The organism is Halomonas sp. CnH100-B (genome assembly GCF_024124605.1).
GTDB lineage: Bacteria > Pseudomonadota > Gammaproteobacteria > Pseudomonadales > Halomonadaceae > Vreelandella.
Genome location: NZ_JAMXRX010000001.1, coordinates 394,232 through 416,017, shown reverse-complemented (window position 1 = coordinate 416,017; position 21,786 = coordinate 394,232). Strand labels below are relative to the sequence as shown.

The window sequence follows — 21,786 nt, the reverse complement described above, 5'->3', positions numbered from 1 at the left end:
CACTATGGCACTGCCTACGTCCATCAAGCTATTTGAAATGGCCCCCCGCGACGGGCTGCAAAACGAGCCGGGCACTCTGGTGCCCACAGCCACCAAAATTGAGCTGATCGAGCGGCTGGCGAATGCGGGCATTCGCCATATCGAATCGGCCAGCTTTGTCTCGCCCAAGTGGGTGCCGCAAATGGGCGACGCCGCCGAGGTGATGCGCGGCATTCAGCGCCAGCACGGCGTGGTGTATTCCGCGCTGACACCTAATCTCAAAGGTTTAGAGGGCGCTCTGGAGGCAGGCGTTGAGGAAGTCGCGGTATTCGGTGCGGCATCGGAGGCGTTCTCGCAAAAGAACATCAACTGCTCCATTGCCGAGTCGTTAGCGCGCTTTGAGCCGGTGCTTGCCCGCGCCAAGGAGGCAGGCGTGCGGGTGCGGGGCTACGTCTCCTGCGTGCTGGGCTGCCCTTATGAGGGGGATATCGCTCCCCATAAAGTAGCGGATGTCGCCAAGGCGCTGTATGAGATGGGCTGCTATGAGGTCTCCTTGGGCGACACCATTGGCGTGGGTACGCCGCTGGCCGCTAAGCGAATGATTGAAGCCACTCGCCAACAGGTGCCGATTGAGAAACTCGCCGCTCACTTCCACGACACTTACGGCATGGCGATTGCCAACCTGTACGCCGTGTTGGAAGAAGGCGTGAGCGTGATCGATGCCGCCACGGCAGGCCTGGGTGGCTGCCCCTACGCCAAGGGCGCATCAGGCAATGTGGCTACCGAAGACGTGCTCTATTTACTGGAAGGGCTGGGCATCGATACCGGCATCGACCTGCAGGCAGTGATCGATACCGGCGACTGGATCACTCAACAGCTTGGCCGAAAGCCTAGCTCCAAGGTGGCCCTCGCCAAAGGGTGTGCCAAAAGCAGCACAGCGTAACGCCACCCGAACATCCTAATAATTAAAAATGCGTCATTTCCCGTTCAGATAAGAAAAAGACATCGGAGACTCACCATGGCATCACCTGCAACCTTGCCCAGCTACACCAGCAGCACCGCAGAAAAGCCGCTGTTGGGCATGACCATTGGCGATAAATTCGACCAAATTGCCGCTCAGTACCCGGATAACGACGCACTGATTGCGCTTCACCAGAATATTCACTGGAGCTACCGCGAGCTTCAGCAGGAAGTGAACCGCTGCGCCCGCGCCCTGCTCGCCATTGGTGTACGAAAAGGCGACCGCGTGGGTATTTGGGCTCCCAACTGCAGCGAATGGACGTTGACCCAGTTTGCCACCGCCAAAATTGGCGCAATCCTGGTGAACATCAACCCCTCTTACCGAACCCACGAGCTGGAGTACGCGCTGAACCAATCCGGCGCGCGCTTTTTAGTCACTGCCAACCAGTTCAAAACCTCTGACTACACGGCGATGCTGTTCGAGCTGGCGCCAGAGCTCAACAGCTGTACGGAAGGCCAACTACAATCACAAAAACTGCCGGACCTTGAGTGCATCATTAACCTAAGCGCCGACAAGCACAGCGGCATGTGGCGCTGGGCAGACTTCATCGCCGAAGCCGACAAGGTTAGCCAAACCGACGTAGACGACCTACAGGCCACGCTGCAGTTCGACGACCCGATCAATATCCAGTACACCTCTGGCACCACCGGCTTTCCCAAAGGGGCCACGCTCTCTCACCACAACATTCTCAATAACGGCTTTTTCGTGGCCGAAAGCATGGGCTTTACCAGCGAAGACCGCTTGGTGATTCCCGTACCGCTCTACCACTGCTTTGGCATGGTGATGGGTAACCTGGGCTGCGTGACCCACGGCGCGGCGATGATCTACCCCGATGAAGGCTTCGACCCCGGCAAAGTGCTGAAAGCCGTTCATGAGCAGAAAGCCACCGCGCTTTACGGCGTGCCCACTATGTTTATTGCCGAACTTGAGCACCCTGACTTCGCCAGCACCGATTTTTCGACGCTGCGCACCGGCATTATGGCGGGCTCCATTTGCCCAGCAGAGATCATGAAGCAGGTCATCAACAAGATGAACATGAAGGGCGTGCAAATCGCCTACGGCATGACCGAAACCAGCCCGGTCTCCACGCAAACCGGCGCGAACGACACCATTGAAAAGCGCGTTTCCACCGTGGGCCGCACCCAGCCCCACCTGGAGAGCAAGATCGTCGACCCTGGCAACGGCGGTATTCTACCCCGTGGCGAAATCGGCGAGCTGTGTACCCGTGGCTACAGCGTGATGCTGAAGTACTGGAACAACGACAAAGCCACTGCCGAGGCCATCGACGAAGCGGGCTGGATGCACACCGGCGACTTGGCCACCATGGATGACGAGGGCTATATCCAGATCGTCGGTCGCATCAAAGACATGGTGATTCGCGGCGGCGAGAACGTCTACCCGAAAGAGATCGAAGAGTTCTTGTACGCTCACCCAGCGATCTCCGAAGTACAGGTCACCGGCGTGCCCGACAAAAAGTACGGCGAAGAGCTGATTGCCTGGGTGAAGCTCAACAGCACGGCGGGCGAGATTACCGGCGAAGACCTGCGCGACTACTGCAAAGGCAAAATCACCCACTTCAAGATCCCGCGCTACTTCAAGTTCGTGGATGAGTTCCCGATGACCGTCACCGGCAAAATCCAGAAATTCAAAATGCGCGAAATCTCGATTAAAGAGCTGGGGCTGGAAGACCAAAAGTAAAAGGGATCGAAGCTGTTACAACGGTCAACTGTCGATCAGAACAACCCGTAGCGGAGGCTTTCGCCAGGGTTGTTCTGATCCTGAGATGTTAGCCCCAACCGAGGCTCCCCATGCCCACTTCCCTCGCCCATCACTACCATCAAGCGCTGCGCGACCAGGATATTCTCCACCAACTGCGCACCCACTACCCCGATGGCCCCACGCTGCATCAATTAGCACCGCTCGACCAGCTGCATATCGGTGGCATTGCCGCATCTGCAAGGCTGTTGGGCTTGCTCGACCCCAAATCCCAGCACGCGCTGGATATAGGCGCAGGGCTGGGCGGGCTGATGCGCCAAGGTGCCGCGCAAGGTTTTCATATAACCGGGCTGGATATTACCCACCGCTTTAGCGCGCTTAATCAAGCCATTAGCCGATTGGCGCTAAGCCATCACACTGCTAAAGCCCACCATGGCAAGCTGCGCTGGGTCACGGGCGACGCCTGCGCGCTACCGTTTGCACAGACAAGCTTTGACGCGGTGCTGTTCCAACACAGCCTGATGAATATGCCCGACCCTGCACGTGTACTGGCCGAGTGCCGCCGCGTACTGCGACCTGCCGGCCAGCTGGTGATGCACGAAGTCGTTAGCGGCCCTCACAGCGAGGCGCTGCGATTTCCGGTGCCCTGGGCCGAAGGACCAACGCACTCGCACTTGCTCTCGTTATCCCAGCTGACCCAACGCCTTGAAGCGAGCGGTTTTAACCTTCAGCACTGCGAAGACTGGAGCCACACCGCGCTTGAATGGCGCACGCGCCAGCGGCAAAAAGAGCAGGCACTGCGTACCGCCGTCCTCTCACCTCAGTGGGTATTCGGTGAGCGTTTTATGCAGATGGGAAAAAATTTGCTGGAAAATTTGGCGAATGGCGCAATTCACGTGGTGGAAATCAGCGCTCGTTGCTAGGCTGATAAAGATAACGTCAACGAGAAAGGACAAGAGGAACGCCAATGAACCGCTTGGCAAGCACCCTGCTGTTGAGCCTGTTCGGCACTGCCCTTCCTTTGAGTGCATCCTTTGCCGATGACGGCGCTCCCGTTCTCTCCTATGCCGCTCCCGACAGCGAATGGATGCGCCTTGATAACGGCGTGGTGCTGGAAGGCAGCGACCTCAGCAGCCTAGATAGCTACACCTCCGGCTTTCGTCTTACCGCTGGCTTCAGCCCTTGGCAGCTCCCGCAGTTGGATATTGGCGCTGAAATTGCCTACCGCGAAAGCGAAGAAGTGCCCATCGCTTCCAGCGTCAACCCGATGATTATGGACACCTTGAGCCTTGGCGGTGCCATTGTGGCGGGTATTCGCATGGGCGCGTTTAGCATCTACGCCAAATCAGGCCTGACCGAATGGCGAGGTGACACCGACCAGCCGATTGCCGAGGATAGCGGCACCGCCCTTCTGCAAGGGTTTGGTGCCACCATGACCGTCAATCGATTGATCAGCCGATTAGAGTACGAACGTATTGATGCGCCGTCGCTCAGCCACCTCAATATGCTCAGCGCCTCGCTACATTTGCCGTTTTAAGCTATGAACGCTGCTCTGCGGGGCCTCTGTTAAGTGTCTGCGGCTCGCTCTCTGGAGCGGGAGCCGTCCATACCGGCACTTCCTCTTGTTGCGGTGCCTGCCAGTCTTGATGCATCGCGGTATTCAGCGCTTCTTCCAGCTTCATGAATAGTTCGCCGTAACGCGGGCTGAAGTTGATGCCTTCGTCGATTTCCTTCCAAGCCTCGAACAGCTCGTCGGCATGGGCTTCTTCGTTTTGTACGAACGCCCAGGTCATCTGTTTAGCGCGCATAGGATGAACGCCCATGGCGGTGAGTGCATGGCCACCGAGTTCTAGCGCCGAATGGTAGGTTTCGCTGATCACGTCGTCGGCTCCTGCCTCGCGAAGCTGGTAGCCGTGGCCCCTGTCAAAGGCGCGGGCCAGCACCCACACATTGGGGTAGAACTGTTTAACGTGCTTGACGATACCCACCGCACGCTCACGGTCGTCGATGGCGACCACCAGCAGACGAGCGTGCTCGATACCGGCAGTTTCCAGCAAATCGGAGCGGCTAGCGTCGCCAAAGTAGCTTTTAATGCGAATGTTACGCAGGTTTTCGATCTGCTCAATTTCATGATCCAGCGCAACGATGGGAATGTTATTGGCCCGCAGCAGGCGGCAAATAATCTGCCCAAAACGGCCGACCCCCGCCACGATGACCGGCGCCTGCTCTTCGATGGTATCGGCTTCACGGTCGTCATTCTTGGCAGTTTGGTAGCGCGGCAGCACCAGCTTGTCGTAAGCAATGAACAGCAGCGGTGTAAGGAACATCGACAGCGCCACCACCAGCGAGAGCACCTGGGAGAGTTCCACCGGAATCACGCTGTTCTGCACGCTATAGGTCAGCAGGACGAAGCCAAACTCACCCGCTTGGGCAAGACTTAGGGTGAACAGCCAGCCATTGCTGCCGTGTACCTTGAACAGCAGCGCCAGCACCAGCAAAATGGCCGCTTTCACAACGATAACGGCCAAGCCCAGGCCTAGCACCGTGGCCCACTCCGCCGCTAGCACGTCAAAGTTGATGCCCGCGCCCACGGTGATGAAGAACAACCCCAGCAGCAGCCCCTTGAATGGCTCGATATTGGCCTCGATCTCGTGCTTGAACTCGCTGTTGGCCAGTACAATACCGGCCAGGAAGGCCCCTAAGGCGGGCGATAGGTTCACCAAGCTCATTAACGCGGCAATGCCGATCACCAGCATCAGCGCCGAGGCGGTAAATACTTCCCGTAGGCCGGAGCCAATCACGTAACGGAACAGCAGCGGCCCTAAATAGTAGCCGCCTACAATTACGCTGCCGATGGCGGCCACCACTACCAGCGCGTGTGCCCAGGCAGGCAGATGCGCCACTAGGCTTAGCCCCGCGTGGCCATGGTCGTCACTGGCAGCGCCCATTAATTCCGGCAGTGCCAGTAGCGGGATGAGCGCCAGCATAGGAATAACGGCGATATCTTGAAACAGCAGCACCGAAAAGGCGCTGCGTCCGCCTTCGGTTTTGGAAAGCCCCTTCTCACTCAGGGTTTGCAGCACGATGGCAGTGGATGAGAGCGCAAAAATCAGCCCCACCGCCAGGGCGGTTTGCCAAACGAGCCCTAGCCACCAGGCAATGGCAGCGCCTGCCGCTGCGGTCAGCACCACCTGCAAACCGCCCAGGCCCAGCAGCCGCACCCGCATGGCCCATAAGCCTTTGGGGTCTAGCTCCATGCCCACCAAAAACAACATCATTACCACACCAAATTCAGCAAAGTGCTGAATCGTGGTCGTCTCCTGGCCGACCAGCCCCAGCATGGGGCCAATCACCACACCAGCGACCAAATAACCCAACACCGAACCCAGCCCGAAGCGCTTGGCCAGCGGCACGGCTATCACCGCCGCCACTAAATAGATGAATGCTTGAATAAAATAGCCGGTCATGGGGACTCCTTAACCTCACTGCGACTTGACTTCCTTGAGCAATCCGTTAACGTACTAGTACGCTAGTACATGACCAAATCACTCGGTGGCACGATGTCCTTACACGATACGTTTCAAGCTGACCTGGTGCGCCACCTGCTTGCGATCGACACGCCCGATGCAATGGACGAAGCACTGGCCAGCCTGCTTACGCCAGCAGAGTATCAAGAAATCAGCAAACGCCTACAGATTTTTAAGCTGCTGCGCGAGGGCGTCCCCCACCGCAAAATTGCCGAAACCCTAGGCGTGGGTATTGCGACCGTGTCACGCGGATCACGCGCGCTGACGATGTTAGCCTCTTCACGGAATGAGCACTTATGAGCACCACCGATACGGCCGCTGCGGCAGGCCCCCAGCCGTTCACCCTGCCCCGCAAGCCCCATTACGTTACCCTGGCGGCAGACTGCGACTTCTTTGCCCTGTTTCAAAAAATCGAGCGGCGCTTCGATACCTGCTACATGCTGGAGTCGCTGGGCGAAGATAGCCACATGGCGCGCCACTCGATCATTGGTTTCGACCCCGAGTACACGCTCTATGCCAATGGCAACACGCTAACCATCGAAAGCCGCGACGGCGAGGCCAACCACTACCCCAGCGACAACCCCTACGAGCTGCTGCGCAGCCTGATTCCGCAAAACATTATCTCGCGCAAGTACGCGGGCGGGTTAAGCGGCTACCTGGGCTACGACGCCATGCAGTACTTCGAGCCGTCGCTGACGCTGAAAGCCAGCGACGACTTCGATACGTTCCGCTTTGGGCTGTACAAAGATGGCCTGATCCTCGACAAGATGACCGGGGAAGTCACCTACTTCTACTACGACAATAGCCGTTACGCGTTTCTACAGACGCTGATCGACGCCGACGACGAGCCCGCAGGCGCGCTACACATTACCGCGCTGGGCGACACCATGAGCAAGGCCGAGCACGCCGAAGCGGTCGCCAAGGTGAAGCAGGACATCATCGACGGCAAAGTTTTTCAGTGCGAAGTGGGCTTTAAAAAGCGCTTTCGCATTCAAGGTGACACGCTGGCACTTTACGACCAGCTGCGTACCATCAACCCCTCGCCGCAGATGTACTACGTGAAGTTTGGCGAACAGAAGTTGATTGGTGCCAGCCCCGAGCTGCTGTTCCGCCTGCGCCAGGGCGAGATGGAGACGTTCCCGCTGGCGGGCACCACCCTGCGCGGCCAAACGCCCCAGGAGGATACCCAGCTTGCCCGCGCGCTGCTCAACGACCCCAAAGAGATCGCTGAGCACAATATGATCGTGGACCTGCACCGCAACGATATTGGCCGAGTGGCCCAGTTCGGTACGGTCAAAGTGCGCAGCCTGATGGATATCAAGCGCTTCAGCCACGTTCAGCACATCTCTAGTGAGATCGTCGGCATCATTGCCGAAGGCGAAGACATGTTCACCGCGCTGGCCAGCAACTTCCCGGCGGGCACGCTAACGGGCGCACCTAAAATCGAAGCGATGAAGATCATCGACGATCTGGAAACCGACGGGCGCGGCCCCTACGGCGGCGCTGTGGGCCAGTTCTCTTTCAACGGCGACTGCACCTTTGCGATCCCCATCCGTACGGTCTTCGTCAACGGCGAGCGCGCCTACGTGCAAACCTGTGGCGGCAACGTATACGACAGCAACGCCGAGGATGAGTACGAAGAGATTCGCCGCAAGTTTGCCGGCACCCGCAAGGCCTTGGCCCCCTTTATGGATACGGAAACGGAGAGCCCCGCATGAAGGTGCTGATCATCGATAACTACGACTCCTTCACCTATAACCTCTACCAGTTTATTGGTGAGATTCTGACCACGGAGAAGAATCGCGGCGAGCTGCCCCATTTCGAAATTGTGGTGAAGCGCAACAATCAGATCGACTTTAAAGCCATCGAAGCCATGGCGCCGGATCGCATTATTATCTCGCCTGGCCCCGGCTCACCGGATGACCCACGCTACTTTGGCGTATGCGCCGAAGTAATCGAGAAGCTGGGCAAAACCACGCCACTGCTGGGCGTTTGCCTAGGTATGCAGGGCATCGTGCACGTGTTTGGGGGCAAGGTGGTCAAAGCGCCGCTGCCGATGCACGGTAAAATCAGCCCCATTCATCACAATAACCAATCGGTCTTCAATGGCGTACCCGACCAGCTGGAGGTGATGCGCTACCACTCGCTGATTGCTGATGCGGCGACGCTGCCAGAGTGCCTGGAAGTGACTGCCACGGTGGGTGCACTCACCGCCGACAGCTTTGCCGAGCGCAGCCGCTGGCAGGCAGCGGGTGAGTTTGAGCTGATGGGCGTGAAGCACCGTGATTACCCGATTCACGGCATTCAGTTTCACCCGGAGTCGTTTGCCACGGAGGGCGGCAAAGAGTTGATTGCCAACTTCCTGTTTTCCGACCGTTACTAACGCACCCACTGTACGGGCACCCACCGGTGCCCGTCCTTGTTTTACCGCCCTTTGCCCTCATCGCCCAGCGTAAACGAGGGCGGGTCGCTGGCGGGAAAAGTGTCGTCGGCGGCCTCGTCCAGGTCGCTTTCTGACCACACCGTTTCGGTGTTATCCGCCGTATACGCTATAAAATCCTTTAATAGACACCACTGCCCCTGACTTTTGGCCAACGATTCCGGCTTTATCCAAAAGTGTTGTCCGGTGGGGGTGCGTATTTCGACATGTTGTCGCTCGCTGATACTGACTACCTGCCCAACGAGCAAGCCGTGGTGATCAACGATTTTAGCGTCTTTCAAGGTATCGTCTGCCATCCTAGCGTCCTCTTCGCATTCCTGAACCCTCTTCAACGTAGTGGCTCGATGGGAACGACGGCAAGCCGCTCGGACAACTTTAGCTTTTAGCAAGCCAACGCGGGGCGATTAACGCTTTCCCCGTGCGCGGGGTGACTTGCCACCGGCAGGCTTACCGCTTGGGCGGCCACCCTTCACTGAGCCCTTACCCGCCCCCTTCGCCACCGGATTGCCGCTGGGTTTACCGCCGGGCCTGCCCTTACCTTTCGCAGCCGGTTTGCCAGTGGGCTTTCCTTTGGCACTCGGTTTACCGGGCACGGCCCCTTTGGCCTTGGCGTCTTTACGTGTTTTGTTACCCGCTTTGGCTCCGGGGGAAGCGCGCTTGGACACCGTTTTTTGCTCCTTCGCGCTACTCCTACCGCCGCTGTAGTTGGGCCTGGCGGGCTTTTTCTTCTCCGGCGCGGGCGAGGCGTCCGAGGTTTCGGTGAGCGCGATGATCGTATCGATCTCTTTAGGGGTAAGATCGCGCCAATCCCCCAGCGCCAGCCCTTTCAGCGAGACGTTCATGATGCGGGTGCGTACTAGCTGGGTGACTTCATAGCCAAAGTATTCGCACATACGGCGAATTTGGCGGTTGAGCCCCTGCACTAGCGTGATATTGAACACAAAGGTGGACTCTTTGACCACCTGACACTTCTTGGTCATCTGCCCCAAAATTGGCACGCCGCCCTGCATACCGGCAATAAACTCGTCGGTGATCGGCTTATTCACCGTTACCACGTACTCTTTCTCGTGGTTGTTGTTGGCGCGTAATATCTTGTTGACCAAGTCGCCGTTGTTAGTGAGAAAGATCAGCCCCTGGGAGTCTTTATCCAAGCGGCCAATGGGGAAAATACGCGTGCCGTGCTTCACAAACTCAACGATGTTGTCTTTTTCCGCCGACTCCGTGGTGCTCACGATGCCTACCGGCTTATTCAGCGCGATGAGAACGAGATCCTCCTCTTCCTGCGGCTCGATCTCCTGGCCGTTGACCTTTACTCGATCCCCCGCGACCACCTGATCGCCGGTGGTTGCCCGGCGGCCGTTGATCCACACATTGCCCTGCTCGACGAAGCGGTCCGCCTCCCGGCGGGAGCAGAGGCCGCTTTCGCTGATGTATTTATTGATACGGGTAGATTTTCGTAACGACATAAAACGCCATGTAGCCTAAATAAACGTTAAAAAGAGGAGCCGGGCTGCTTGAGGAATTCGAACTCTTCCGGAGTCGAGGGTCTTCCCAACACCGCATTGCGGTGCGGGTAGCGCCCGAAGCGGTCAATAATCGCCTTGTGGCGTTTCTCGAATTCAAGATTGCTCTCCAGACCCGGCTGATCGAAGAGCCGCATCGCAACGGTATGAATAGCCGCCGACTCGCTGTGCATATAGGGCATATAGAGAAAGCTGCGCTCCACCGCCGACAGCGACTGGTCGGCTCCGCTGGCCACCGCTTCCTGGGCCAGCACTAACGCCAGCGTGTCGTTGGCAAACGCACGGGCATCGTCGCGGTAGATATTACGAGAGAACTGATCCAGCACGATCACTTCCGCCAGCCGCCCGCGAGCCGAACGACGCCACTCGAAACACTCGCACGCTGCGGCACTCATCAGCACATCACTGAATCGCTCGGCAATCTGCCGATCCATCTCAGCGTCTTTTTTGAACCACTGTGCGGGCGTCAGCTCCTGAAACCAGAAGGCCAACACGGCCTGGGCATCTGCCGTCATGTTTTGACTCCAACACTGGACGTAAAGAAAAGCGCCGCCACCCATCGGTAGCGGCGCTGGTGGGCTGTCTTCAGCTTAGCCGGTGTTACGCAGACCGGCCGCAATCCCTGCCATGGTGACCATCAGTGCGCGGGAAAGATCTGGGCTAATCGCCCCATCAGCATCCCGGTTACGCTGCAACAGCTCGGCTTGCAGGCCGTGCAGTGGGTCGATGTAAGGGTTGCGCACGTCAATCGCCTGACGAATCAATGGCGTGTTCTCCAGCAGTTTCTCCTGCTGAAGAATATCTAACACCACGTCTTCCAGCCGCTCAAAGCGCTCACGGAGCTTTTTGCCCAGCGCTTTCAGCGACGGCTCGTCCACCAAGCGATGCTCATAGTAGGCGGCAATCGCCACGTCTGCTTTTGCCAGCAGCATCTCTAACATATCCAGGTAGGTGCCAAAGAACGGCCACTGGGTGCGCATTTCTTGCAGCACTTCGCGGCCGCCGGGCTGCTCCAAGCGGCGGGAGAAGGCTTCGCCGCTGCCAAGCCATGCAGGCAGCATTAGGCGGATCTGCGTCCAGGCGAAAATCCAAGGAATCGCCCGCAGGGTTTCCACGCCGCCATCCTGCCGGCGCTTAGTGGGCCGCGAGCCAAGCGGCAATCGACCCAGCGCCCCTTCCGGCGTCACCGCACGGAAGTAAGGCACAAAGTCGGGATCTTCCCGTACCACGCCTACATAAGCACCGTGGGCGACTTTGGCCAGTTGATCCATCTCTTCGCGCCAGTGGGGTTCCGGTGCGGGCGGTGGCAATAGCGTGGCCTCCAGCACCGCACAGGCGTAGATCTCCATGGAGCGCAGCGCGATATCCGGCTGGCCGAACTTGAAGCGAATCATCTCGCCCTGCTCGGTCACTCGCAGGCTGCCGTTCACGGAGCCCGGCGGCTGAGACAGAATCGCCGCGTGAGCCGGGCCGCCACCACGGCCCACGGTACCGCCGCGACCGTGGAACAGCGTCAGGTCAACGCCATGCTTCTCGCACACGTTCACCAACGCTTCCTGGGCGCGATACTGTGCCCAAGCAGCGGCGAGCTGACCGGCATCTTTGGCGGAATCGGAGTAGCCGATCATTACTTCTTGACGGTCTTTCGCCAGAGCACGATAGCCCGGCAGCGCCAGCAGCTGATCGATCACATCGCCCGCGTGATCCAGGTCGTTGAGGGTTTCGAACAGCGGCGCGATGGGCAGCGTGACCTGTCCACCCACTTCTTTCATCAGCAGCGCCACGGTGAGCACATCAGAGGGCTCGGCGGCCATGGAGATAATGTAAGTACCCAGCGCTTCCGCATGCTCCTGGGCGATCACCTTGAAGGTATCGATGACTTCCCGGGACTCCGCCGAACACTCCCAGCGGCGAGGAATCAGCGGGCGACGGGACTCAAGCTCCGCGAGCAAAAACTCCTGACGCTGGGTTTCGCTCCACTCTTGGTAATGACCTAGCCCCAGGGAGCTGGTGAGTTCTTCCATTACTTGGGCGTGGCGGCTGGCTTCCTGGCGAAGGTCGAGCTTGGTCAGCGTGACGCCGAACACGGCCACTCGGCGCAGGGTATCCAGCAGCGCACCGTTGGCAATGGTATCCAGCCCCACGTCGCACAGCGAGCGGTAGCAGGCCAGCAGCGGCGCGTAGAGCTGGTCGCGGGTTTCCATGATCGGCCCGCCGTCGTAGTTGCGGCCATCCAACTGCGCTTTCGCCCAGTCGCGGGTGGCTTCCATTTTGGTCAGCAGCCGCTTGAGCAGCTCCCGGTAGGGCTCCGCCACATCGCCCACTTCGGCTTTGAGGGCGCTGTTGGCTTTCCACATGGAGAGCTCGGTTTTGAGCTGCTCTAAATCGCGCAGGTAGAGATCCGCTGCCATCCAGCGGCCCAGCAGCAGCACTTCCTGGGTGACTTTGGCGGTGACATTCGGGTTGCCGTCGCGGTCGCCGCCCATCCAGGAGGCGTAGCGAATCGGCGCGGCGTCCAGCGGCAGGCGCTCGCCTGCGGTGTCCAGCAGCAGGTTATCCAAGTCGCGGTGGAAATCCGGCACCGCCTGCCACAGCGAGTTTTCGATCACGGCAAAGCCCCACTTGGCTTCGTCTACCGGCGTGGGACGTTCGTGGCGAATCTCGTCGGTGTGCCACGCTTGACTGATCAGCTCTTCCAAGCGGCCTTGGGCACGGGCGCCGCGCTCGGGGTAATCTTCCGAGCTTTCGATGGCGGTCAAGCACTCATCGATGGCGTCGTACTTCTGAATCAGCGTGCGGCGGATGACTTCGGTGGGATGCGCGGTCAGCACCAGCTCGACGCGCATATTGGCAAGGGTTTCCACCAGTTTGCGCGGTGAATTACCCGCTTGCTGGGCGCGCCCCAGCAGCTCTCCAAGTGCGGGCTGCGAGCCGGGTTTGTAGTCCTCTACCCGACGAAACCGCGCCCGGTAGTGCTGCTCGGCGATGTTAGCCAAATTTAAAAACTGGTTAAAAGCTCGGGTAACGGGCAACAGATCGCGTTCCGGCAGCTGACGCAGGTATTCGATGAGCTGGCGCTGCTGCAGGGAGTCACCTTGGCGACCGCGCTTGGCGTGGGCACGAATGGTTTCAATCTTATCGACAAACGACTGGCCTAAATCATCGGCGATGGTTCGCCCTAGACTGTCGCCCAGAATACGCACGTTATCGCGCAGTGATTCGTGTAGATCATGACTCATTGGCGTGGCCTCCTTGCGGGGTCGCGTTGATGGTTTTGAAATTAGCGTTGTTCTTGGGCTTTCGCGGCTTGCCAGTGGCCTTCCATCTCATCCAGCGAGGCCTCGTTTAACGGACGCTCGGCATCGGCAAGCGCGCGTTCGACATAGCGAAAGCGGCGCTCGAATTTTGCGTTGGTGCTGCGTAGGCACTGCTCGGGGTCGGCGCCTAGCGTGCGGGCTAAATTGGTGACGGCAAACAGCAGGTCGCCTACCTCTTCCTGGGCGTGCTGACGATCCCCCGCCGTCAGCGCCTCTTCGACCTCCTCCAGCTCCTCGCGAATTTTGGCCAGCACGCCTTCGGCATCGGGCCAATCAAAGCCAACCCGGGCGGCGCGTTTGGAGAGCTTCGCGGCGCGGCTTAACGCAGGCAGCGTGCGGGGCACGTCGTCCAGTACCGACGGCGCTTGGGTGGCTCGTTCGGCGCGCTCGTCGGCCTTTAGCGCTTCCCAGCGGCTATTCACCTGCTGGGTTTTGACCTCGTCGGCACTCACGCCGGGCGGGCGGCGGGAAGCCAGCGTGCCGTCTGGGAACACATGGGGATGACGGCGCAGCATTTTGGCGGTCAGCGTATCGACGATATCGTGAAAGTCGAAGCGCTGCTCTTCTGCGCCAAACTGGGCGTAATAGACCACTTGAAACAGCAGGTCGCCCAGCTCGCCGGGCAGCTCCTCAAAAGCGCGACGCTCGATGGCATCGGCTACTTCGTACGCCTCTTCCAGGGTATGGGGCACGATGCTGTCCCAATCCTGTTGGATATCCCACGGGCAGCCCTGCTCTCGGTCGCGCAATACGGACATCAGGCTGAGCAAATCATCCAGGGTATGGCGCATCAGGCCCCTCCTTTGCGGGCACTTTTTTCAGGGTCGGCGTTACGCAGGCGGCGCACTTCGGTCACGTTAGGTAGCTGCTGGATACGTGAGAACAGCCTGCCGAGGGATTCCAGGCCGTCCACCTCCAGGGTAATCCGCAGTCGGGCGATGCCTTCATCGGTATCCGTGAGCGTGTTGACCGCCAACACGTTGACCTTTTCGTTGCCCAGCAGGCCCGTGACATCGCGTAGCAGGCCCGAGCGGTCCCAGGCTTGAATCTCGATGGTCACCGGGTAGCGGGTGTGCGCCCGCTCGCCCCACTCCACTTCGATAATGCGCTGGGGCTCTTCCATGCGCAATTGGAGAATGTTGGTGCAGTCCTGGCGGTGCACGGTCACGCCGCGCCCTTGGGTAATAAAGCCGACAATCGGCTCGCCGGGCACCGGGCGGCAGCAGTTCGCCATGCTGGTTTTCAGGTTGCCCACCCCAAGCACGGTAATGTCGCTTTGGGTGGCCTTGCTGGGCTGGCGCCGAGGCTTGGCCAGCAGGCGATCCAGCTGCTCCTGGTCGTCGGTTTCCCCAAACAGTTGCTGGGCCTGATGCAGCACTTGACCAATGCGCAGGTCCCCGGCACCCAGCGCCGCGTACATATCGTCGGCGTTTTGGTAGTTGACGGCTTTGGCGAGCTTGGGCAAGTCCAGCCCTTCCACATCCAGGCGGCGCATTTCACGCTCGAAAAGCGCTCGGCCTTCGTCCAGGTTCTGGTCGCGGGCCTGATGCTTAAACCACGCCTGAATCTTGGCCCGCGCCCGGGAGGTGCGCACGTAACCCAAACTGGGGTTGAGCCAGTCGCGGCTGGGGCCGCCTTTGGTAGCGGTGAGAATCTCGATCTGCTGGCCGGTTTTCAGCTTATAGGTCAGTGGTACGATGCGACCGTTAACCTTGGCCCCTCGGCAGCGATGGCCAATTTCGGTGTGCACCCGGTAAGCAAAATCGATGGGCGTGGCGATACGCGGCAGGTCGATGACATGCCCATCGGGCGTAAAGACGTAGATACGGTCGGGGGCGACATCGCTGGAGAGGCCTTCGCGTAAATCGCCAAAGCCGCCCACTTCGTCCTGCCACTCCAACACTTGGCGCAGCCAGGCGATTTTTTCTTCATAGCTGCGGCTTTTGGCGTTGGTGTCGTGGCCTTTGTAGCGCCAGTGGGCGCATACCCCAAGCTCGGCTTCATCGTGCATGGAGAAGGTGCGAATCTGAATTTCCAGCACCTTGTTCTCCGGTCCCATCACGGCGGTGTGCAGCGATTGATAGCCGTTCTTTTTGGGATTGGCGATGTAGTCATCAAACTCGTTGGGCACGTGGTGCCAGCGGGAGTGAACGATCCCCAATACGGTGTAGCAGTCGGTCACTTCCGGCACCAGAATACGCACGGCGCGCACATCGTGAACCTGGGAAAAATCGATTCGCTTGCGCTTCATTTTGCGCCAGATGGAGTAGATATGCTTGGCTCGCCCACTCACGTCGTAGCGGTGAATATGCTGAGCTTCCATCAAGCCTTTGAGCGTTTCGACCACGTCGTGAATGTAGCGGTCGCGATCCAAGCGCTTCTCGGCCAACAGTTTGGCGATGGCTTTGTAATCTTCTTCGTGCAAGTAACGGAAAGAGAGGTCTTCCAGCTCCCATTTGATTTGGCCGATGCCGAGGCGGTGCGCCAGCGGCGCGTAGATATCGGCTACTTCTCTGGCCACCTGCAGGCATTTCTCACGAGGAGCGTCTTTGACTTGGCGCAGCGCGCAGGTGCGCTCGGCGATTTTGATCAGCGCGACACGCACGTCGCCGACCATGTTCACCAGCATTTTGCGCAGGTTCTCCTGCTGGTTGTGCTGGCTCATGCCATGGTTAGGTGCCAATGGGTAGCTGATGGCGGCCATTTGCAGCACACCATCAATGAGCTTGGCGACTTCATCTCCAAAGCGCTTGCTGACGCCTTCCAAGCTCAACAGCCCTTCCCGCACGGCGCGGTAGAGCACGGCGGCCTCCAGCGTCGACTGGTCGAGCTTGAGATCGGCGAGAATATCCGCCATCTCGAGGCCCATGCGGAAGCTAGACCCCGGCGACAGCCACACCCGATGGGTGCGGGGCGCTTCTCGCTCTAGCTGCTCGGCCAACTCGCAGGCCTGCATTAAGCGCTCGGGGTCGCGTAGGCGCACATCGTCCTGAAGGCGCGTTAACCATTGTTGTATGTCCACCTTCCCGCTTTCTGTTAGCGGCTGGTCTTCACGCACTTTCACCATGACTATGACTCATCCTTTCTGGGTGGTGGCCTCCACTCCGCCGCCACCAAAACTTGCTGCAAAGGGCAAACTAGCCCGCGTATTCAAACAGCATCAACGTTTCCATGTGGGCAGTGTGCAGAAACATATCTGCCACTGCGACGTGCTTGACGCGATATCCCGCATGCACAAGGTGTGCCGCATCCCGGGCCAGCGTGGCCGGATCGCATGATACATAGGCGATCTTCGCCACTTTTTGGCGCCCAAGCGCTTGGCAGACAGCCTCGGCGCCACTGCGCGGCGGGTCGAGCACTATCGCCTCCGCAGAGTGTTCGCGAAGCAGTGCTTTCACTGTCGCCGCGTCATTGAGATCCGCCTGCTGTGCGCCCACGCTCAGCCGATTCCGCGTTGCGTTGGCTGCGAGGCGCTCGACCATGGTGGCGCTGCCTTCCACGGCATGCACGCGGGCACCGGCAGCGGCTAGTGGCACGCTGAAGTTCCCCATTCCGGCAAACAGATCGAGCAGCTGCATTCCGGGTGCCGGTGATAACCATGCTACCACCTGCGCCACCATCTTTTGATTGACCTCGGCATTTACCTGCAAAAAATCACCGGGAGCAAACTGCAACACCAATTCGTCCGCGGCCTGCGCCGCGCTCACGCCCAACGCGCTCAACGAAAAGCGCTCTTCCAGTGCAGGCGCTGCACCATACCAGTGCAATGAGGGAGACTCCCGCCCCAACCAGGTGCCTAAACGCACTCCTTGTTGGTCTGCAAAGGCTTGCCAGCGCAGCCCATCCTGAGGCTGCTCTTTGAGCTGGCGAACCAGCACCACCGTAGCCTGGGCAGTGGCGAGCAGTTCAATGTGGCCGACGGAACGCGGTGCTTCCAGCTCGGTCAGCAGTTGTTTCAAAGGGGCTATCAGCGACTGGAGCGACGGCACCAACACGTGGCATTGGTCGATGTCCACCAAGCGATGGCTGTTCGCCGCGCGAAACCCAAGCCGCACGGCCCCCTGGCCATCGACCTTGACACCCAAGCGGGCCCGGCGGCGATAGTGTTCGGACTGTCCGCTGATGGTCTCTACTGTCTCTAGTCTCAGGCCTTGACGCGCCATTAGCTCGCTGACGACTTCACGTTTGTGGGCACGCTGCGCATCGAGCGCCAAATGTTGTAAATCGCAGCCGCCACAGTGGCCGAAATGCGCACACGGCGGCTCTACGCGCTGAGGTGAGCGAGTCACTAACGTTTTGACATGCGCCTCATCGAAGCGCTTGCGAGTGACGTGTACGGCCACGTCGACCTGCTCTCCTGGCAGCGCGCGATCGACAAAGACGGTTTTACCCACCGGATGATGTGCCACACCGCGCCCATCGTGAGCGAGACGCTCGATCACCAGCGGCGCGTCGGCATCGGTGACGACAGACGACTTGGCAGGCGCGCCGTTGCCGCTGGGTTGGCGCGCCAACCCAGAATGGCCTGAAGCCGGCCGTGGCGGCCGCCGCTTACCCAACATAGCCATTTATACCTCCGGGGCAAACAAGCCCGTGGAGAGATAGCGATCACCACGGTCACATACAATGAACACGATGACCGCATTTTCGGTTTGCTCTGCGATGCGCAGCGCACCTGCCAAGCTGCCTCCCGACGAAACACCCGCCAAAATGCCCTCCTCACGGGCCAATCGGCGCATGTGCGTTTCGGCTTCTTGCTGGCTAATATCGAGCGTGACATCCACCCGCGGCGCTTCGAAAATGGCCGGCAGATACTCCTGTGGCCAGCGACGAATTCCGGGAATACTGGCACCGTCGGCGGGCTGTAAGCCGACGATTTGAATCGCGCTGTTTTGCTCTTTCAAGTAGCGCGATACGCCCATGATCGTCCCGGTCGTCCCCATAGAACTCACGAAGTGGGTCACCTCTCCGCCCGTTTGCCGCCACACTTCCGGCCCGGTGGTACGGTAGTGCGCCAGCGGGTTATCCGGGTTGGCAAACTGGTTCAGCGGCTTGCCTTCTCCTCGGGCAATCATCGCGTCGGCGATGTCGCGCGCCTCTTCCATTCCACCCTCTTTGCTAGCGGAAATCAGCGTGGCGCCGTAGGCCGCCATGGCTTGCTTGCGCTCAGCAGAGGCGTTTTCTGGCATGATCAACGTCATCTTGTACCCTTTGATGGCCGCCGCCATGGCCAGGGCAATTCCGGTATTTCCCGAGGTTGCTTCGATGAGCGTATCCCCCGGGGCGATCTCACCGCGGGCTTCGGCTTCGCTCAGCATCGACAGTGCCGGGCGGTCTTTGACCGAACCGGCCGGGTTGTTACCTTCCAGTTTGGCCAGCAGCGTATTGTTCTTGCCAGCGCTGATTCGCTTCAGACGAACCAAGGGCGTATTGCCGACCACATCTTCGAGCGTGGGATAATTCATCGAACATTCCTTATCGTAACCGTTATGCTGCATTATATCGGTGCTGCCTGTGAGTGGACAGGCAACCTTTCAGATTCGACGAGCTTCTTTCATGTCATTAAACACGCGCCTGCTGTTCGCTCTGCTTGGTTTTCCCTTACTCGTGTATGCCGTCATGGCGGTGCTGTTGGTGCTTCAGAGTGAGCACACTGGCCGCAACGTGCTCGAAGACCGACTGACCAGCGCTGGCGAACTGCTGGCCCCCAGTCTGGGGAGCGCCATGACCGATGGCGACTTGCCGCGTTTGGAGACACTGGCCCGCCAGCTTTTGGAACATCGTGGCCTGCGGGCGGTGACGCTGTTCGACGAACAGGGCAACCGGCTACTGGTGCTGGGCCGTTCGATGCCGCCTCCGCCGCGCCTGCACGCCCCCGAGGCGACCACTCTCGCCAAAGAGGAGGATGTCTGGCGTCTTCAGGTGCCGCTCACCAGTGAAACAGTGGGCGGCACCAGCCGCTTCACCAACGGCTGGCTGGAAGCAGAGATGGACATCCGCGCGCTGACCCTGGAGCGCTACCGATTGATCGCCAGCTTGAGCCTCGGTGGCATGCTTCTCGGGTTGGTGCTGTTCCTGGTGGCCTTTGCGATCAGCCGCTACGCCAGCCGCCCTATCGAAGAGGCCAATCAGGCCCTCTACCGCTTGTCTCGGGGCGATTACAGCTTGGTCATGTCCAACGCCAAGCCTACCGAGTTCAAGCAGTTAGCCAATCATATCAACCGGTTGGCCGAGCATTTCCAGCAAGCCCAGTGGGATATGCAGAGCCAAATCGAGCAGGCCACCAGCGAGCTGCAGGAGTCGATGGAGACCATCGAAGAGCAAAACATCAAGCTGGATCTGGCCCACCGCAGCGCGCTTCGCGCCAACGCCGTCAAATCCGAGTTCTTGGCCAACATGAGCCATGAAATACGCACGCCGCTCAATGGCATCGTCGGCTTTTGCCGCCTGCTAGGGCGCTCCTCGCTGGATAGCCGCCAAAAAGAGTGGTTAGAGCACGTGCGGCGCGCCTGCGACAACCTGCTGATGCTGGTCAACGATGTCTTGGATTTCTCCAAGCTGGAAGCCGACCGGCTTACGCTGGAAGAAGTGGACGTCGATATCGTCGCCTTGGTGGATGAGATCATTGGCTTAAATGCCCCCGAAGCGCAGCGCAAGCAGCTCCATTTGGTGGCCATGGTATACGACGACGTGCCCACGCCGTTATGTGGCGATCCGCTGCGCATTCATCAGGTGCTGAACAATTTGTTGGGCAATGCGATCAAGTTCACCACCGAAGGTGACGTGATCGTGCGTGTTATGCTGGAAAACCAAGAGGGGCAGCACGTCGTCCTGCACATCAGCGTCAGCGATACGGGCATCGGGCTAAGCGAAGAGCATCAGCAACAGCTCTTTAGCGCTTTTTCCCAGGCAGAGCCCAGCCATTCGCGGCAGTTTGGTGGCAGTGGCCTGGGGCTTACCATTTGTCGTCAGCTCATTCAACGTATGGGTGGCGAGATCACCGTCGACAGCGAACTCGGCAAAGGCTCGACGTTCTCCTTCACTCTGCCGCTGTTAGCTCACCTTGCCGATGAACGCCCCCCCGAGCTGACGCTCGACGGTCCGATCATCCGTCTTCACGAACCGCACCTGCCTACCCGCAACGTGCTCGAACACCTGCTGGAGCGCTGGGGCGCGCGGCCGGTCTCGTTCATCGATGCGGGCAATGAATCACTGCTGATTTTGTGCCTGGCAACAGAGGACTTTAGCGAAGAGCGACGAGGATATTGGCAGTCGGTCATCGAACAGACGCCCTGCCCGGTGCTGGTTCTGGCCAATACCACAAGTTTCGATCTGCCCAGCTGGCCACTGCCTCACGGCGGCGAAATGCTGTGCAAGCCGTTTACCCGAGCACAGCTTGCCACGACCCTGCGACACCTGCTGCAGCCCCAGACGCTCAGCGCTCCTGCCCATAGCTCCGTGGCGAAAGCGTTGCCTGCGCCGCGCTTGACGATTCTGATCGTCGACGACAACGCGCCCAACCGCGAACTGCTCAAAGCCATGTTAGAGAGCGAAACGATACGTATCGTGCTGGCCGATAGCGGCCATGAAGCGCTGGAGTTCGCCAAGCGCGCCACCGCTGACATGGTGCTCATGGATATTCGTATGCCCGGTATGGATGGCATTCAAACGACTCAGGCACTGCGGCGTATCGACAATAGCTGGGCACGCTGTCCCATCATTGCCGTCACGGCTCACGTTTTGAGTAACGAACGCCAGCAGTGGTTGTCCGAGGGACTGGACGACGTCATGGTCAAACCCATCGACGATGTCCAGCTTCAGCAGTTACTCCACCGCTTTTTAGGGGTGGTGCCTCCATCCTCTTCCCAAGAGGAAACGGACTCCGCTCGCCCCATGCACGCCCCTAGCGAGCCTCCCAGCTCGCTACCTGCCGTCGATTTGACGTTGGGGGCTCGCCTGGCGGGTGGCAAGGAATCGCTGGCCAAACAGCAACTGGTGCGGCTTATCGACAGCCTACCCGAAAGCGAACAGCACATTCGCAGCGCTTTCGCAGAAGGCGACTTGACGACGTTACTGGATTGGGTGCACGGCTTGAACGGTGCCAGCCGCTACTGTGGCGCCCCCGAGCTTGCGCTGCTGGTGGAAACTTTGGAAACACGTCTGCGCACCAGTGGACTGCGTCATGTGGAGACACTGCTAGACGAGTTATATACCGCCATGGCGCGGCTCAGCGAGGAGCGCGCCACGTTGGTGGCAGAGTGAT

Annotated in this window: 17 protein-coding genes; 8 read left to right on the top strand and 9 right to left on the bottom strand. The window is 59.4% G+C overall.

Going from position 1 to position 21,786, the window contains the following annotated elements; all coding sequences use genetic code 11:
- Positions 1-4: 4 nt before the first annotated feature.
- From NH398_RS01810 to NH398_RS01795, 4 genes are all read left to right on the top strand, one after another.
- Positions 5-922, top strand: a complete 918-nt coding sequence (locus NH398_RS01810) for a hydroxymethylglutaryl-CoA lyase (RefSeq protein ID WP_253016098.1) — start codon at positions 5-7, stop codon at positions 920-922.
- A 75-nt stretch (positions 923-997) separates the two neighbouring features.
- The gene (locus tag NH398_RS01805; protein ID WP_253016096.1) at positions 998-2,698 is read left to right on the top strand and encodes an AMP-binding protein; all 1,701 of its coding nucleotides are present in this window, start codon (positions 998-1,000) and stop codon (positions 2,696-2,698) included.
- Between the two features lie 110 nt (positions 2,699-2,808).
- A complete protein-coding gene (locus NH398_RS01800) occupies positions 2,809-3,639 on the top strand; it encodes a class I SAM-dependent methyltransferase (RefSeq protein WP_253016094.1) in 831 nt (276 codons plus the stop codon).
- Positions 3,640-3,683: 44 nt separating this feature from the next.
- On the top strand, positions 3,684-4,253 hold the full coding sequence (locus NH398_RS01795) for a hypothetical protein (protein ID WP_159342468.1): 570 nt from the start codon (positions 3,684-3,686) through the stop codon (positions 4,251-4,253).
- Between the two features lies 1 nt (position 4,254).
- Here NH398_RS01795 and NH398_RS01790 read toward each other — a convergent pair whose 3' ends face one another.
- Positions 4,255-6,183 (bottom strand): monovalent cation:proton antiporter-2 (CPA2) family protein, encoded by a 1,929-nt coding sequence (locus NH398_RS01790; RefSeq protein WP_253016092.1) that lies wholly within the window; start codon positions 6,181-6,183, stop codon positions 4,255-4,257.
- A gap of 93 nt (positions 6,184-6,276) precedes the next feature.
- On the opposite strand from NH398_RS01790, the gene NH398_RS01785 reads away from it, so the two are divergent.
- Genes NH398_RS01785 through NH398_RS01775 form a run of 3 tightly spaced genes read left to right on the top strand, consistent with a single transcriptional unit; the run spans position 6,277 to position 8,626 of the window.
- Positions 6,277-6,543 (top strand): Trp family transcriptional regulator, encoded by a 267-nt coding sequence (locus NH398_RS01785; protein ID WP_139527300.1) that lies wholly within the window; start codon positions 6,277-6,279, stop codon positions 6,541-6,543.
- Positions 6,540-7,961: an anthranilate synthase component I family protein gene (locus tag NH398_RS01780; protein ID WP_253016090.1), complete on the top strand. Its 1,422-nt coding sequence runs from the start codon at positions 6,540-6,542 to the stop codon at positions 7,959-7,961. Before NH398_RS01785 ends, NH398_RS01780 begins: the two co-directional genes overlap by 4 nt.
- Positions 7,958-8,626 carry an aminodeoxychorismate/anthranilate synthase component II gene (locus NH398_RS01775; protein WP_253016088.1) on the top strand — a complete coding sequence of 223 codons (669 nt, stop codon included), beginning with the start codon at positions 7,958-7,960 and terminating at the stop codon, positions 8,624-8,626. Before NH398_RS01780 ends, NH398_RS01775 begins: the two co-directional genes overlap by 4 nt.
- 41 nt (positions 8,627-8,667) lie before the next feature.
- Here NH398_RS01775 and NH398_RS01770 read toward each other — a convergent pair whose 3' ends face one another.
- From NH398_RS01770 to cysM, 8 genes are all read right to left on the bottom strand, one after another.
- A complete protein-coding gene (locus tag NH398_RS01770) occupies positions 8,668-8,979 on the bottom strand; it encodes a hypothetical protein (RefSeq protein WP_253016086.1) in 312 nt (103 codons plus the stop codon).
- Between the two features lie 108 nt (positions 8,980-9,087).
- Positions 9,088-10,149: a 23S rRNA pseudouridine(2604) synthase RluF gene (gene rluF / locus NH398_RS01765; RefSeq protein ID WP_253016084.1), complete on the bottom strand. Its 1,062-nt coding sequence runs from the start codon at positions 10,147-10,149 to the stop codon at positions 9,088-9,090.
- 26 nt (positions 10,150-10,175) lie between these two features.
- Positions 10,176-10,721, bottom strand: a complete 546-nt coding sequence (locus NH398_RS01760; RefSeq protein WP_253016083.1) for a DUF924 family protein — start codon at positions 10,719-10,721, stop codon at positions 10,176-10,178.
- A 75-nt stretch (positions 10,722-10,796) separates the two neighbouring features.
- On the bottom strand, positions 10,797-13,445 hold the full coding sequence (ppc, locus tag NH398_RS01755; RefSeq protein ID WP_253016081.1) for a phosphoenolpyruvate carboxylase: 2,649 nt from the start codon (positions 13,443-13,445) through the stop codon (positions 10,797-10,799).
- A 41-nt stretch (positions 13,446-13,486) separates the two neighbouring features.
- Entirely contained in the window at positions 13,487-14,314 is an 828-nt protein-coding gene (gene mazG, locus NH398_RS01750; protein ID WP_253016079.1) for a nucleoside triphosphate pyrophosphohydrolase, read from the bottom strand.
- Positions 14,314-16,590 carry a GTP diphosphokinase gene (gene relA / locus NH398_RS01745; protein WP_253016077.1) on the bottom strand — a complete coding sequence of 759 codons (2,277 nt, stop codon included), beginning with the start codon at positions 16,588-16,590 and terminating at the stop codon, positions 14,314-14,316. The genes mazG and relA overlap by 1 nt, the downstream gene beginning before the upstream one ends.
- A 70-nt stretch (positions 16,591-16,660) precedes the next feature.
- On the bottom strand, positions 16,661-18,091 hold the full coding sequence (gene rlmD / locus NH398_RS01740) for a 23S rRNA (uracil(1939)-C(5))-methyltransferase RlmD (protein ID WP_253016075.1): 1,431 nt from the start codon (positions 18,089-18,091) through the stop codon (positions 16,661-16,663).
- A complete protein-coding gene (gene cysM, locus NH398_RS01735) occupies positions 18,092-18,988 on the bottom strand; it encodes a cysteine synthase CysM (RefSeq protein ID WP_253016073.1) in 897 nt (298 codons plus the stop codon).
- A gap of 91 nt (positions 18,989-19,079) precedes the next feature.
- Here cysM and NH398_RS01730 point away from each other — a divergent pair, with 91 nt between their 5' ends.
- Positions 19,080-21,785, top strand: coding sequence for an ATP-binding protein (locus NH398_RS01730; protein WP_253016071.1), 2,706 nt, complete (start codon positions 19,080-19,082; stop codon positions 21,783-21,785).
- The last annotated feature ends 1 nt before the right edge of the window (position 21,786 follow it).

Coding starts and splice junctions, on each gene's coding strand:
- NH398_RS01810 (WP_253016098.1), top strand. CDS start 5: ATGGCACTGCCTACGTCCATCAAGCTATTTGAAATGGCCCCCCGCGAC.
- NH398_RS01805 (WP_253016096.1), top strand. CDS start 998: ATGGCATCACCTGCAACCTTGCCCAGCTACACCAGCAGCACCGCAGAA.
- NH398_RS01800 (WP_253016094.1), top strand. CDS start 2,809: ATGCCCACTTCCCTCGCCCATCACTACCATCAAGCGCTGCGCGACCAG.
- NH398_RS01795 (WP_159342468.1), top strand. CDS start 3,684: ATGAACCGCTTGGCAAGCACCCTGCTGTTGAGCCTGTTCGGCACTGCC.
- NH398_RS01790 (WP_253016092.1), bottom strand. CDS start 6,183: ATGACCGGCTATTTTATTCAAGCATTCATCTATTTAGTGGCGGCGGTG.
- NH398_RS01785 (WP_139527300.1), top strand. CDS start 6,277: ATGTCCTTACACGATACGTTTCAAGCTGACCTGGTGCGCCACCTGCTT.
- NH398_RS01780 (WP_253016090.1), top strand. CDS start 6,540: ATGAGCACCACCGATACGGCCGCTGCGGCAGGCCCCCAGCCGTTCACC.
- NH398_RS01775 (WP_253016088.1), top strand. CDS start 7,958: ATGAAGGTGCTGATCATCGATAACTACGACTCCTTCACCTATAACCTC.
- NH398_RS01770 (WP_253016086.1), bottom strand. CDS start 8,979: ATGGCAGACGATACCTTGAAAGACGCTAAAATCGTTGATCACCACGGC.
- rluF (WP_253016084.1), bottom strand. CDS start 10,149: ATGTCGTTACGAAAATCTACCCGTATCAATAAATACATCAGCGAAAGC.
- NH398_RS01760 (WP_253016083.1), bottom strand. CDS start 10,721: ATGACGGCAGATGCCCAGGCCGTGTTGGCCTTCTGGTTTCAGGAGCTG.
- ppc (WP_253016081.1), bottom strand. CDS start 13,445: ATGAGTCATGATCTACACGAATCACTGCGCGATAACGTGCGTATTCTG.
- mazG (WP_253016079.1), bottom strand. CDS start 14,314: ATGCGCCATACCCTGGATGATTTGCTCAGCCTGATGTCCGTATTGCGC.
- relA (WP_253016077.1), bottom strand. CDS start 16,590: ATGGTGAAAGTGCGTGAAGACCAGCCGCTAACAGAAAGCGGGAAGGTG.
- rlmD (WP_253016075.1), bottom strand. CDS start 18,091: ATGGCTATGTTGGGTAAGCGGCGGCCGCCACGGCCGGCTTCAGGCCAT.
- cysM (WP_253016073.1), bottom strand. CDS start 18,988: ATGAATTATCCCACGCTCGAAGATGTGGTCGGCAATACGCCCTTGGTT.
- NH398_RS01730 (WP_253016071.1), top strand. CDS start 19,080: ATGTCATTAAACACGCGCCTGCTGTTCGCTCTGCTTGGTTTTCCCTTA.